Source organism: Streptomyces argenteolus, from assembly GCF_042902585.1.
In the GTDB taxonomy this organism is placed as follows: domain Bacteria; phylum Actinomycetota; class Actinomycetes; order Streptomycetales; family Streptomycetaceae; genus Streptomyces; species Streptomyces argenteolus.
Window position 1 is genome coordinate 781,115 of the sequence record NZ_JBIBEG010000002.1, and the last position, 13,274, is coordinate 794,388.

Sequence of the window (13,274 nt, forward strand, 5' to 3'; positions counted from 1 at the left end):
GGCGGGTGGTAGTTCCACGGCGCCGCGAGCCGTCACGGACAATGGGCGCGTGCACTACGGCATCCTCGGTACCACCCGCGCCCTCCGCGCCGACGGCACGCCCGTCGCCCTCGGCGGGGCGCGGCTGCGCGCCCTGCTCACCGTGCTTGCCCTGCGGCCGGGGCGCACGGTCCCGGCCGGGGTGCTCGTCGACGAGGTGTGGGACGGCGACCCGCCCGCGGACGCCCCCGGCGCCCTCCAGGCACTGGTGGGCCGGCTCAGGCGCGCACTCGGGCGGGAGGCCGTGGTGTCGGCGGAGAACGGCTACCGCCTCGACGCCGACCCGGACACCGTGGACCTGCACCGCTTCGAGCGTCTGGCGGGCGAGGGCGTGCGGGCGATGGCCGGGGGTGACGCGGTGAAGGCCGCCCCCCTCCTGGACGAGGCGCTCGCCCTGTGGCGGGGGCCCGCCCTCGCCGACCTGCCCGACCGCGCCGTGGCCGCGGCCCGCTGGGAGGCGCTGCGCCTGGACGCGCGCCGCGCCAGGATCGAGGCCGTCCTCGCGCACGGCCGTGCCGAGGAGGCACTGCCCGAACTGGCGGGGCTCTGCGCGGACCACCCGCTGGACGAGCCCCTCCAGGCCCTGCGGATCAGAGCGCTGCGAGACGCCGGCCGCACCGCCCAGGCGCTCGCCGCCTACGACGAGGTCCGCACCGTCCTCGCCGAGCGGCTGGGAGCCGATCCCGGCTCCGCCCTGCGCGCCCTGCACGAGGAACTGCTCCACGAGGACGGGCCCGGCCCGGCGGCCCCCGGCCCCGCCCCACGCCCGGCGCCCCAGGGCAACCTGCGGGCCAGGCTCACGAGCTTCGTCGGGCGCGAGGCCGACATCGCCGCCCTGGGGGAGGACCTGACCCGGGCGCGGCTGGTCACCCTGCTCGGTCCGGGTGGCGCGGGCAAGACCCGGCTGTCGCAGGAGGCCGCCGAGACCGTCTCCGCCTCCTGGCCGGACGGCGTCTGGCTGGCGGAGCTCGCCCCCGTCGACGACCCGGACGCGGTCCCCGAGGCCGTGCTCAGCGCGCTCGGCGCGCGCGAGACGGTGCTGCGGGGCGCCGGGGCCGAAGGGCTCCGCGCCGTGGAGCGCATCTCCGAGGGCGGGGCGGACGACGCGGTCGCCCGGCTCACCGAGCACTGCTCGCGACGGCGCATGCTCCTGCTGCTCGACAACTGCGAGCACGTCATCGGCTCGGCCGCCCGGCTCGCCGACCACCTCCTCACCCGCTGCCCCGGCCTCACCGTCCTGGCGACCAGCCGCGAACCGCTCGGCGTCCCCGGTGAACTGGTGCGCCCCGTCGACCCGCTGCCCGCCCCCGTGGCCCTGCGCCTGCTGGCCGACCGGGGTGCCGCGGCCCGGCCCGGTTTCCGGGTGGACGGTGACGAGGACACCGCGGCGGCCTGCGCCGAGATCTGCCGGCGGCTCGACGGACTGCCGCTCGCCATCGAGCTCGCCGCCGCCCGGCTGCGGATGCTCGGCCCGCGCCAGATCGCCGACCGCCTCGACGACCGCTTCCGCCTGCTGTCCGGCGGAAGCCGCACCCTGCTCCCGCGCCAGCAGGCACTGCGCGCGGTCGTCGACTGGTCGTGGGACCTCCTGGACGAGGACGAACGCGCCGTACTGCGCCGCCTGTCGGTGTTCGCCGGCGGCTGTGCCATCGCCGCCGCCGAGGAGGTCTGCTCCCTGCCCGGTGCCACCCCGGTCGACGCCCGCGACGTGGCGCCCCTGCTCGGCTCCCTGGTCGACAAGTCCCTGGTCGTGGCGGCCCCCGAGGCCGACGGGGACATGCGCTACCGACTCCTCGAAACCGTCGCCGAGTACGCCGCGGAACGCCTCGACGAGGCGGGGGAGCGGTCGGCGGCCGAACGGCAGCACCTGGTGTACCACCGGGAGTTCGCCCGTACCACCGACCCCGAACTCCGTGGTGCGGGGCAGTTCGCCGCCCTCCAGCGGTTCGAGCGCGAGTACGAGAACCTGCGCACCGCCCTGCGCCGGGCGACGGCCGCCCGGGACGAGCACGAGGCGCTCTGTCTCGTGCTGTCCCTGGCCTGGTACTGGCACATGCGCGACCTCCGCGCGGAGGCGAGGCACTGGGCCGGGGCCACGGCCTCCCTGGGCCCCGACCCGTTCGCCGGGCCGGCCGGGCCCGTCCCCTCCCTGCTCGAACGGTGCACCGACCGGCCGCCGCCGATGGAGCCCGAGCTGCTCCAGGAGGCACGGCGCGGGGTGCGCCTGATCCAGCTGGCCAACCTGGACCACGGGGCGGACGACTGGATCACCGAACGGGGGATGGCGCGGCTGCGCACGATCGCCGCCACGTACCGGGCGGGCCAGCCGCAGACCTGCCGCATGCCCGGTTCCCTCTGGCTGTTCGCCATCATCTTCACCGGTGACGCCGCGCAGCTGTACGAGCTCACGGCCGAGACGGTCCGCACCTGCCGGGACCTCGGCTACGCGTGGGAGCTCGCCTCCGCCCTCCAGATGCGGGCCAACCTGCTGGCCAACAGCTCCATCTCGACGGGAGAGGCCCTGCGGGACGCCGACGAGAGCCTGGAGATCTTCGTCCGGCTCGGCGACGCGTGGGGCATCGCGGAGGCGTACTCCTCCCGGGGCGAGGCGAACGAGCGCGCCGGTGACAGCGCGGCGGCAGCCGAGGACTTCCGTGCCGCCGTCGCGTACGCGGAACGGCTGGGCGCCCAGGCGCAGGTCATGCTGCTGCGCGCCCGCTACGCCTCGGCGCTCTGCGAGATCGACCGTGGCGAGGAGGGGGAGCGCATCCTGCGCGAGGTGCTGGCCGAGGGCAGAAAGACAGGGAACGAGGCCCGGCCCGCGGCCCGGCTCTACCTCGCCCAGTGGCTGGGCCGGACCGGCCGCACCGCCGAGGCGCGGCAGCATCTGGACGACATGCTGGAGGACTTCGGGTCCGAGACCCTGGCGATCTTCGCGGGTTTCGTCCAGGGCATGCTGGCCTGGCTGGACAACGCCGACGGGCGCCACGCCGACGCCGTGGTCCGTGCCCGCACCGCGCTGGAGAGGTCCCAGGACCGGATGGCGCTGATGGTGGCGCCCCAGATGGCCTCCGCCCATCTGGTCACGCTCGCCAGGGCCGTGGCCGGACTGGGCGGCGAACGCTCCGGCAGGGACGCGGCGATGCTCCTCGGCCTGCACGGGGCGCTGGTCCCGGCCGGGCACGTGCCGACCGCGCTGGAGCGCGAGAACCTCGCGGCGACCGTGGACGTTGTGCGGGCGAAGGTGGCCGACGACGACGTGTACGGAGCCGCGTACGCCGAAGGCGGTGGCCTCACCCTGGGGGAGGCCACCGCCCTGACGGACCCGTACACGCCCGCCTAGGGCCTCCGGTCCGGGCCGTCGGCCGGCCCGGTCCCGGGGGAAGCGGCCGGGACGTCAGGACTTCTTGCGGAACTTGGCCACCGCGAGCGGGGCCATCACCCCGGTGATGACCACGGTCCAGCCGAGCGTCACCCAGACCGAGTGGGCGAGCGGGCCGCCCATCATCAGGGCGCGGGCGGCGTCGGCCAGGTTGGACAGCGGGTTGTAGTCGGTGAACGTCTGGAGCCACCCGGGCATGGTCTGCGTCGGCGCGAAGATGGACGAACCGAACTGGAGCGGCATCAGCACGAGCATCCCCATCCCCTGGACGGCCTGGGCCGTCTTCATGGTCAGTCCGAGCAGGATGAAGATCCACATGATGGCGGCGCCGAACGCGGCCGACAGTGCTATGGCGGCGACCAGCCCGAGCACCGGCTCCTGCAGCTCCATACCGAGCCCGAAGCCCATGGCCAGCAGGATCAGCGTGGCGACCATCATCCGGCCGAGCTCGACCACGATCTTCGCGATGAGCACCGAGGAGCGGGCGATCGGCATCGTGCGGAACCGGTCCATGACCCCCTTGCGGAAGTCGTCGTTGACGCCGGAACCGACCGCCATGGCGATGTTCATGCCCATCATCGCCATCAGACCGGGGATCAGGTAGTTGAGGTACTCCTGCCGGCCGCCTCCCATGCTGCCGCCCACCGAGCCGCCGAAGACGTACACGAAGAGCAGCGTGAAGATGACCGGCATCAGGAGCGCGTCGAACATCGACTCCGGATCCTTCTTGATCTGGAGCAGGTTGCGCCGTACGAGTGCCCCGATGTGGCGCAGGTTGTTCCGCAGCCCGATCCGGCCCTCGTCGTGGAGCTTCGCGGAGGGGACGGGCGTGCCCGCGCCGGTGGGGGTGGGCGTCAGAGTCGTCGTGCTCATGCCGCGACCTCCTGGGGGTTCGTGTCGGTGACGGTGGCCTTGTCGCCCGTGATGGCGAGGAACACCTCGTCCAGGCTGGGCAGCGCGGTGGCGACGTGGGCGAGGGAGAAGCCCCTGGTGCCGAGCAGCCCGATGACCGCGGTCAGCTGCTCGTCGCTGAGGATCGGTACGTGGAGCAGACCCTCGTCCGGGACCGCCTGGGCGCCCGCGACGCCGTCGAGACCTGCCTCGCGCAGCGCCTGTGCCATCGCGGCCAGCTCGGCCGGGTCCGAGGGGCGGATCTGCAGGGTGCGTCCGCCGACCTTGGCCTTGAGCTCCTCGACCCCGCCCCGGGCGATGATCTTGCCCTGGTCGATGACGGTGAGCTCGCTCGCGAGCTGTTCCGCCTCCTCCATGTACTGGGTGGTGAGCAGCACGGTCGCCCCCTCCGCGACCATCCGCTGCACCTCGTCCCAGACCTCGTTGCGGGTGCGGGGGTCGAGCCCCGTGGTCGGCTCGTCCAGGTAGAGGACGGCCGGGCTGCCGATCATGGACGCGGCGAGGTCCAGCCGGCGCCGCATGCCGCCGGAGTACTCCATCGCGGCCTTCTTCGCCGCGCCGGTGAGCGAGAAGCGCTCCAGCAGCTCGTCGGCGCGGGCCCTGGCCTTCTTGCGCGGCAGGTCGAGCAGGCGCCCGATCATGTAGAGGTTCTCCCAGCCGGAGAGCTTCTCGTCGACCGAGGCGTACTGCCCGGTCAGGCCGATGGTGCGGCGCAGCTGGCGCGGCTGCCTCACCACGTCGTAGCCCGCCACGACCGCGTGCCCGGCGTCGGGCTGGATCAGGGTGGACAGGCAGCGTACGAGCGTGGTCTTTCCGGCGCCGTTGGGACCGAGCACGCCGAGGACGGTCCCCTCGCGTACGTCGAGGTCCACGCCGTCCAGTGCCTTGGTCGTGCCGTAGTGCTTGACCAGCCCCCGTACCTCGACGGCGTTGGTGCCGCCCCTGATGAGGTTCTTGTCGTTTCGCGTCATGGACCCCATCAGACCAGCGCTCACCGACAAGTCACCGACATGTCGGTGACAGCAGGCGACAGCCCGCCGATGGGGGAAGTCGGCGGGCTGTCGGTGGTGCGGCAGTGGTCAGCGGTGCGTCAGTGGAAGGTGTGCTCCGCCGCGGGGAACGTGCCGCCGACGACCTCTTCGGCGTACGCCCTGGCGGCGTCGGTCATCACCTGACGCAGGTTCGTGTACTGCTTGGTGAAGCGCGGCACCTTGCCGCCGGTCAGCCCGACCATGTCGGTGTAGACGAGCACCTGGGCGTCCGTCTCCGGCCCGGCGCCGATGCCGACGGTCGGGATGTGCAGGGTGCGGGTCACCTCGGCGGCCAGTTCGGCCGGTACGAGCTCCAGGACGACGGCGAACGCGCCCGCGTCCTGCACCGCCTTCGCGTCGCGCAGCAGCTGCTGCGCGGCCTCCTCGCCACGGCCCTGCACCCGGTACCCCATCGCGTTGACGGACTGCGGGGTCAGGCCGATGTGGCCCATGACCGGGATGCCCGCCTCCACCAGCAGCCTGATCTGCTCGTGCGAACGCTCCCCGCCCTCCAGCTTGACCGCGCCGACGCCGGCGTCCTTGATCAGCCGGGTGGCGTTGCGCAGCGCCTGGACCGGGCCCTCCTGGTACGCCCCGAAGGGCAGGTCGGCCACGATGAGGGCGCGCTTGGTGCCCCGTACGACGGCGGCCGAGAGCACGGTCATCTCGTCCATCGTGACGGGCACGGTGGTCTCGTATCCGAGGTGGCAGTTGCCCATCGAGTCGCCGACGAGCATGACCGGGATGCCGGCCTCGTCGAAGACGGACGCGGTCATCGCGTCGTAGGCGGTCAGCATGGGCCACTTCTCGCCGCGCTCGGTGGCGGCGGCGATGTCGTGGACGCTGATGCGACGGGTGCTCTTGCCCCCGTACAGGGCCTTGCCCGTACCGGGAGTGGGGCCCGCGGGGGGAGTGGCGGACTGGTTCTGCGCAGCCTGAAGCGACATGGCCAACGGCTCCTTCGTCATCTCGAGGCGCCCTGACGGCGTCCCCGGATCCCTTCCATGGTGGCATCCCGCGGCCGTTCCCGTGAAGTGGGCCCACCGGCGGCGGGCGAACGGCGTCCGGTGAACGGTGGAGGGCGACCGGGTAAAGTCTTTCCAATACGAGACGGTCTCGTATTGGAAGGCGTCTAGAGTTGTCGCCATGTCCATACCGTCCGGCGCTCCCGCCGCCGCGCCACGCGTCCCGGAGGCGGTCCACCGCCGCCGCTGGGCCATCCTCGGCGTCCTCATGTTCAGCCTGCTCATCGTCGTCCTGGACAACTCGATCCTGAACGTCGCGGTCAAGACGATCGCCAGCCCCGCGCCGACGGGTATCGGCGCCACCCAGAGCGAGCTCGAGTGGGCGATCAACTCCTACACGCTCGTCTTCGCCGGGCTGCTGTTCACCGCGGGACTGCTGGGCGACCGCATCGGCCGCAAGAAGGTCCTGCTGGCCGGCATCCTCGTCTTCGGTGTCGGCTCCGGCCTCGCCGCGCTCTCCACCACGCCCGGTGAACTCATCACCTGGCGCGCGCTGATGGGCTTCGGTGCGGCGTTCGTGATGCCCGCCACCCTCGCGGTCCTCATGAACGTCTTCGAGCGCGACGAGCAGCCCAAGGCGATCGGCATCTGGGCCGGCAGCGTCGGCCTCGGCATCGCGATCGGCCCGATCACCGGCGGGGTGCTCCTCGAACACTTCTGGTGGGGCTCGATCTTCCTGGTCAACGTGCCCGTGGTGGTCGTCGCCCTCGTCGCCATGGCCGTGCTGGTGCCCGACTCCAAGGACCCCGCACCCGGCCGGGTCGACCCGCTCGGCGTCGTCCTGTCCATCGTCGGCCTGGTCCTGCTGGTCTACGGCATCATCCGCGGCGGCGAACTCGCCTCCTTCACCGACGTCACCGTCCTGGCACCGCTGATCGGCGGCCTGCTGGTCCTGACCGCCTTCGTCTGGCACGAGAAGCGCAGCACCCACCCGTCGATCGACATCTCCTACTTCAGGAAGCCGGCCTTCTCCGCCGCCGTCGCGGCCATCGCGCTGGTCTTCTTCGCGCTGATGGGTGTCACGTTCTTCTCCGCCTTCTACCTCCAGAGCGTGCGGGGTTACACCGCACTGGAGTCGGGGCTGCTGATCCTGCCGCTCGCCGCCGCCCAGATGATCTTCGCGCCCCGCGCCCGCCTGGTCGTGGACCGCTTCGGCGCCCGCGCGGTGTGCACCGTCGGCATGCTGCTCGTCGCCGCGGGCCTCGCCGCCTTCGCCCTGTTCGACGTGGACACCCCGCTGTGGGTGCTGTGCCTGGTCTTCTTCGTCCAGGGCACCGGCATGGCGCACATCATGCCGCCGGTCACCGTCGCCGTGATGCAGGCCCTTCCCCGCGAGCGGGCCGGCTCGGGCTCCGCGATCAACAACACGTTCCGCCAGGTGGGCGGGGCGCTCGGCATCGCCGTGCTCGGCTCGGTGCTCTCCACGGTCTACCGGGGCGACATCGAGGGCCACCTCGGCGCCGTACCGGCCGGTGCGCGGGACGTCGCGGGCGAGTCCATCGAAGCCACCCTCGGCGTCGCGGAGAAGCTGGGCGCGGCGGGCAGGCCGCTGGTCGCGGCGGCGAACGACGCCTTCATCGGCGCGATGCACGTCACCGCGCTCGGCTCGGCCGCGGTCGCCCTGATCGGCGCCGCGGTGGTGGCCGCCTTCCTCCCGGGCCGGCAACCGGAACGGCCCGGACCGGTGCCCGGCGGGGCCCCGGCCGAGGAGCCGGTGCACCAGAGCTGACCCGGACCCGCCGTTCGCCCCGGCCCCCACCGGTCGGCGAGAATCGGAGGGACGGCGAACGACGAACGGCGGAGAGCGCAGCGAGAGGCGGCCCACGTGCGGCAGGCGGCACAGAACCCGGCGCGGGACGAGGCCGGGGGCCCGGCACCGGACCCGGCCGGGGGTCCGGCGGCCCCGCCCTGCCACGACGCGGAGCCCCGCCGGGGGCGCCCCCGCAGCGCGGCCGTGGAACGGGCGATCCTGGACGCCGTCGTCCAGCTGCTGGAGGCGGGGGAGACCCTCGACGGGCTCTCCATCGAGCGGATCGCCCGTACCGCGGGGGTGGGCAAGGCCACCATCTACCGCCGCTGGAGCGGCAAGGAGGAGCTCTTCGTCGACGTCCTGCGCGCCATCGAGCCCGCCGACCCGACCGTCTCCGGCAGCGCGGGCCTGGACGACCTGCGCGTGCTGCTGGAGTCCATGCGCACGCGCGGCCTCGCGCAGCGGTCCTCCGCCCTGCTGCACAACGTCTTCGTGCAGATGAAGAAGCACCCCCGGCTGTGGACCGAGTACCAGGCCACCGTCATCGCACCCCGCCGTGTCGCGATGCTGGCCGCCGTCCGGCGGGCGGTGGAGGCGGGCGAGCTCCGCGACGACCTCGACGTCGAGCTCATGGACGACCTGTTCCTCGGGCCGATGCTCGTGCGCACCGTCCACCGTCCCGAGGCGCCCCTGCCGGAGGACCTCGCCGACCGCATCATCGGGACCCTCCTCCAGGGCCTCGCGCCCCGGCCCGCGGAACAGCCGGTCACGGCCGAGGGGCCGGCCGCCACCCCCGTGTGATCGTTCTGTTACAAGGCTCACCCTCCGGAACCCGCCACGCCCCTTCCTTCGTCCTGATGGCAGTACGGCCGTCGTCGACGGCGGGAATGACGTCACCCATCGCCTAGGGTCGTGAGGCGCGGTGATGTGTACGGCAAGGCAGTGAGGACGAGCGCAATGGTGCAGGCGTACAGGGCGGACACCGAGAACGCCGGCGTGGGTCCGCGGCCGGACACCCGTCTCCAGGCCCTGCGCCGCAGACTGACCTCGGACCGGGGCATCTGGCGGCGCGGGATCATCCTCGCCCTCTGCTCGGTCCTGCTGACCCTCGTGATGGTCTTCCACGCGGAGATCCCGAACGCCATCGGCAACCTGGGCAGCCTCATCGAGACCTTCCTGCCCTGGTTCGGTGTCCTCCTCCCGCTGCTCCTGGTCCTGGGGCTGGTACGGCGCTCCGCCACCGCGCTGATCGCCCTGACCCTCCCGGTCGCGGTCTGGCTCAACCTCTTCGGCGGACTCCTGTTCGCCGACAAGTCGGGCACCGGTGGCGACTTCACCGTCGCCACCCACAACGTCAACGCGGGCAACCCCGACCCCGCGGGCACCGCGCAGCAGGTCGCGGGCTCCGACGCGGACGTCGTGGCCCTCCAGGAGCTCCCGAGCGGCAAGGTCGCGGCGTACGAGGACGCCCTCGCCGACCGCTACCCGCACCACTCGGTGCAGGGCACCGTGGGCCTGTGGAGCAAGTACCCGGTGACGGACTCCCACCCCGTCGACATCAAGCTGGGCTGGACCCGTGCGATGCGCGCCACGGTCACCACCCCCGAGGGCCCGGTGAAGGTGTACGTCGCCCATCTCCCGTCGGTGCGGGTCAAGCTGAACGCGGGCTTCACCGCCAACCAGCGGGACGACAGCGCGGACGCGCTGGGCGAGGCCATCGCGGACGAACCGCTGGAGCGGGTGGTCCTGCTCGGCGACCTGAACGGCACCATGAACGACCGCTCGCTGAACGCCGTCACCGCCCAGATGCGCTCCACCCAGGGTGCGGCGGGCGACGGCTTCGGCTTCAGCTGGCCCGCGTCGTCCCCGATGGCGCGGATCGACCAGATCATGGTCAGGGGCGTCGAGCCCATGGCCTCCTGGACCCTCCCCGCCACCGACAGCGACCACCTCCCGGTCGCGGCCCGCGTACGGCTCGGAGCCGGGTGACCAAGCGCACGGATCGGCAAGCGCCGGTCCGCGTACGGCTCGGAGCCGGGTGCCCCGCGCACGGCCGGTAATCGAGTTGCCGCGTGCGGGACCGCACCGGATAGGCTCGCGCCATGTCCAGCCCCGAGTCCGACAGACTCAGGCCGCCGGTCCGCCGGTGGCCGCTCCGTGACGCCGAAAGCCTCTGACCCCAGCGGTCACCCGGCTTCCCCCGTCGCGCCGTCGGCACCGCCGGATCCTCCCCGGCGGTGTGGGCCGACCCTCATGTCCCGTGAGCACACCGGGCGTTCCCCCGTGTCGCCGTCCGCGCGCTCCGGCGCGTGACGACGGGCCGCGGCCCGCATCCCCTGCACACCGCTCGCTCACCGACGGTTCCGTACAAGGGGTTCCTTCTCATGCCATTCGCTGTGTACGTGCTCGGGCTGGCCGTCTTCGCCCAGGGCACATCGGAGTTCATGCTGTCCGGCCTGCTCTCGGGCATCGCCGGAGACCTTCACGTCTCACTGGGCGCCGCCGGGCTGCTCACCTCGGCCTTCGCCGTCGGGATGGTGATCGGCGCGCCGCTCACCGCCCTGGCGGGCCGCGCCTGGCCCCGCCGCCGGGCGCTGCTCCTCCTCCTCGGCGTCTTCGTCGCCGTGCACGTCGCCGGAGCCCTGACCGACAGTTACGGGGTGCTGCTCGCCACCCGGGTGGCCGGGGCGCTGGCCAACGCCGGCTTCTGGGCGGTCGCACTCGTCACCGCGCTGGACCTGGCCGGCCCGCAGCGACGCGCACGCGCCACCGCCGTCGTCGTCGGCGGGGTCACCGTGGCCTGTGTGGTGGGCGTCCCGGCCGGTGCCGCGCTCGGTGAACTCTGGGGCTGGCGCTCGGCGTTCTGGGCCGTCGCCCTCGTCTCCGTGCCGGCGGCGCTCGCGCTCTCGGCCGCGGTCCCGGGCGGCCGGGCCGACGGCGTGCCGCAGGTGAGCGCGAGGAGCGAACTGCGCGCCCTGGCCCGGCCCCGGCTGCTGCTGACCCTGCTGGTCATGGCGCTCGTACAGGGCGCGACGTTCTGCACCTTCTCCTATCTGGAACCGCTCGTCACCCGGGTCACCGGGTTCGGCCCGGGGTGGGTACCCCTGGTGCTCGCGCTGTTCGGCGCCGGTTCGTTCGCGGGCGTCACCCTGGCCGGACGCCTGGCCGACGCCCGCCCGGACGTGGTCGCCGCCCTCGGCACGGCCGCGCTGGCCCTCGGCTGGGCGGCCCTCGCCCTGACCGCCGCCCACCCGGTCGCCGCCCTCGCCCTGGTCCTGCTTCAGGGGGCATTGGCCTTCGGTACGGGGACGACGCTCATCACGCGGGTCTTCCACCTCGCCCCCGACGCCCCCACGATGGCGGGTTCCTACGCCACGGCCGCCTTCAACGTCGGTGCGGCGGCGGGACCTTGGCTGGGCGGTCTGGCCCTCGGCGCGGGACTCGGCTTCCGTGCCCCGGTCTGGGTGAGCGCCGTGCTGATGTGCGCCGCCCTCGCGGGCGCGTGGATGCTCTCGCTCTCCTCGCGACCTGCCCCCGCCGCCCGCCCCGGGGCGGGCGCAGCCGCCGAGTGACGCCCACATCACACCCCCGCGCAACGGCATGTTCACGTCCGGGCATAAAACGTCTGAGAGACTTTGTTCCGACGGGATACATAACCCGTCCCGGCAATGAAGCCGACGCTCCCGCACATGAACCCACCGCCGCCCGGCCCCTTCGGCCCGGGAGGCCCCTGCCCGAAAGGTCCTTCCATGCCCCTGGCCCTGCTCGCCCTCGCTGTGAGCGCCTTCGGCATCGGCACCACCGAGTTCGTGATGATGGGCCTGCTGCCCAACGTCGCGGACGATCTGGGAACGTCCGTGCCCACCGCCGGTTATCTCGTCTCGGCGTACGCGATCGGCGTCGTCCTCGGTGCCCCGCTGCTCACCGGTCTCGGCTCCAGGATTCCGCGCAAGCGGATGCTCCTCCTGCTGATGGCCCTCTTCACCGTCGGCAACCTCGCCTCCGCCTTCGCGCCCGACTTCGGCTGGCTGCTCGCCGGCCGTGTCCTGGCCGGTCTGCCGCACGGCGCGTTCTTCGGCGTCGGCGCGGTCGTCGCCGCCCGCCTCGTGCCGGACGGGCGCCAGGCCCGGGCCGTCGCCACGATGTTCCTCGGCCTGACCGTCGCCAACATCGTCGGTGTACCGGCGGCCACCCTGCTCGGCCAGCACCTCGGCTGGCGCGCCACGTTCATGGTGGTCGCGGTGATCGGGCTGTTCGCGATGGCCGCGCTCGCCCGCCTCGTGCCGCAGATTCCCGTCGAGGCGCACCAGAACGTCCGCCGCGAGCTGGGCGCCCTCGGAAACCGGCAGGTCGTCCTCGGCCTGCTCACCGCCGTCCTCGGCTTCGCGGGTGTCTTCGCTGTCTACTCCTACCTCTCCTCCATGACGACCGAGGCGATGGGCTTCGGTGAGTCCTCCGTGACGCTCGTCCTGGCGCTCTTCGGTATCGGGATGACGCTCGGCGCGCTGGCCGCGGGACCGCTGACCGACCGGGCGCTGCGCCCCACCCTCTACGGGTCCCTCGGGGCCCTGGCGATCGTCCTCGTGATCTTCCCGTTCACCGCGCACGTGCAGTGGGCGGCCCTGGTCATGGTCGTGCTGCTCGGCGGCATCGGCTTCATGACGACGACGCCGCTCCAGATGCTCGTGATGCAGAAGGCCAAGGACGCGCCCACGCTGGCGTCCGCCTCCAACCACTCCGCCTTCAACCTCGCCAACGCCGGCGGGGCCTGGCTCGGCGGGGTCGCCATCGCGGCCGGCTGGGGCTGGACGTCCCCGGCCCTGGTCGGCGCGGTGCTGGCCGTGGCCGGCCTCGCCGTGGCGGTCACGGCGGGTGCCCTGGACCGGAGCCCGGGCGTCTCGCGGGTCGTGGCGTCCGGCACCGGGGCCGAGACGCGCGAGTACGCGCAGGCACGCACCTCCCAGGCCTGAACCGTCCGGTCCGGCGGGCCCCGGATCAGGACGGCGGGCGGGTGGGGGGGCGCGCCCCGCGCCCCCCCCCCCCCCCCCCCCCCCCGGCCCCCCGGGGCCCCCCCCCCCCCGCCCCCCCCCGCCCCCCCCCCCCGGCCCCGGCCCCCCCCCCCCGCCCCCCCCCCC

At 73.4% G+C, this 13,274-nt stretch carries 9 protein-coding genes; 6 read left to right on the forward strand and 3 right to left on the reverse strand.

Going from position 1 to position 13,274, the window contains the following annotated elements:
• The first annotated feature begins 49 nt into the window (after positions 1-49).
• On the forward strand, positions 50-3,382 hold the full coding sequence (locus ACFY8O_RS10125; protein WP_387900464.1) for a BTAD domain-containing putative transcriptional regulator: 3,333 nt from the start codon (positions 50-52) through the stop codon (positions 3,380-3,382).
• Positions 3,383-3,436: 54 nt separating this feature from the next.
• Here the strand turns inward: ACFY8O_RS10125 and ACFY8O_RS10130 are convergent, their stop codons facing one another.
• From ACFY8O_RS10130 to panB, 3 genes are all read right to left on the reverse strand, one after another.
• A complete protein-coding gene (locus ACFY8O_RS10130; protein ID WP_145801864.1) occupies positions 3,437-4,294 on the reverse strand; it encodes an ABC transporter permease in 858 nt (285 codons plus the stop codon).
• Positions 4,291-5,313, reverse strand: a complete 1,023-nt coding sequence (locus ACFY8O_RS10135; protein WP_387901083.1) for an ATP-binding cassette domain-containing protein — start codon at positions 5,311-5,313, stop codon at positions 4,291-4,293. Before ACFY8O_RS10135 ends, ACFY8O_RS10130 begins: the two co-directional genes overlap by 4 nt.
• 110 nt (positions 5,314-5,423) lie before the next feature.
• A complete protein-coding gene (gene panB, locus ACFY8O_RS10140; RefSeq protein WP_387900467.1) occupies positions 5,424-6,311 on the reverse strand; it encodes a 3-methyl-2-oxobutanoate hydroxymethyltransferase in 888 nt (295 codons plus the stop codon).
• Positions 6,312-6,510: 199 nt separating this feature from the next.
• Between panB and ACFY8O_RS10145 the strand changes: the two genes are divergently transcribed.
• The 5 genes from ACFY8O_RS10145 to ACFY8O_RS10165 all read left to right on the forward strand — a co-directional run bounded on the left by ACFY8O_RS10145 (position 6,511) and on the right by ACFY8O_RS10165 (position 13,109).
• Entirely contained in the window at positions 6,511-8,118 is a 1,608-nt protein-coding gene (locus ACFY8O_RS10145) for an MFS transporter (protein ID WP_387900469.1), read from the forward strand.
• A gap of 96 nt (positions 8,119-8,214) precedes the next feature.
• Positions 8,215-8,940 (forward strand): TetR/AcrR family transcriptional regulator, encoded by a 726-nt coding sequence (locus tag ACFY8O_RS10150; RefSeq protein ID WP_387900471.1) that lies wholly within the window; start codon positions 8,215-8,217, stop codon positions 8,938-8,940.
• 156 nt (positions 8,941-9,096) lie between these two features.
• A complete protein-coding gene (locus tag ACFY8O_RS10155; RefSeq protein WP_387900473.1) occupies positions 9,097-10,128 on the forward strand; it encodes an endonuclease/exonuclease/phosphatase family protein in 1,032 nt (343 codons plus the stop codon).
• 395 nt (positions 10,129-10,523) lie between these two features.
• On the forward strand, positions 10,524-11,711 hold the full coding sequence (locus tag ACFY8O_RS10160) for a Cmx/CmrA family chloramphenicol efflux MFS transporter (RefSeq protein WP_387900475.1): 1,188 nt from the start codon (positions 10,524-10,526) through the stop codon (positions 11,709-11,711).
• 177 nt (positions 11,712-11,888) lie between these two features.
• On the forward strand, positions 11,889-13,109 hold the full coding sequence (locus ACFY8O_RS10165) for an MFS transporter (protein ID WP_387900477.1): 1,221 nt from the start codon (positions 11,889-11,891) through the stop codon (positions 13,107-13,109).
• Positions 13,110-13,274: the final 165 nt, after the last annotated feature.

Excerpts from the sequence above, each read along its gene's own strand:
- ACFY8O_RS10145 (WP_387900469.1), top strand. The coding sequence starts at position 6,511 with ATGTCCATACCGTCCGGCGCTCCCGCCGCCGCGCCACGCGTCCCGGAG.
- ACFY8O_RS10160 (WP_387900475.1), top strand. The coding sequence starts at position 10,524 with ATGCCATTCGCTGTGTACGTGCTCGGGCTGGCCGTCTTCGCCCAGGGC.
- ACFY8O_RS10130 (WP_145801864.1), bottom strand. The coding sequence starts at position 4,294 with ATGAGCACGACGACTCTGACGCCCACCCCCACCGGCGCGGGCACGCCC.
- ACFY8O_RS10165 (WP_387900477.1), top strand. The coding sequence starts at position 11,889 with ATGCCCCTGGCCCTGCTCGCCCTCGCTGTGAGCGCCTTCGGCATCGGC.
- panB (WP_387900467.1), bottom strand. The coding sequence starts at position 6,311 with ATGTCGCTTCAGGCTGCGCAGAACCAGTCCGCCACTCCCCCCGCGGGC.
- ACFY8O_RS10135 (WP_387901083.1), bottom strand. The coding sequence starts at position 5,313 with ATGGGGTCCATGACGCGAAACGACAAGAACCTCATCAGGGGCGGCACC.
- ACFY8O_RS10155 (WP_387900473.1), top strand. The coding sequence starts at position 9,097 with ATGGTGCAGGCGTACAGGGCGGACACCGAGAACGCCGGCGTGGGTCCG.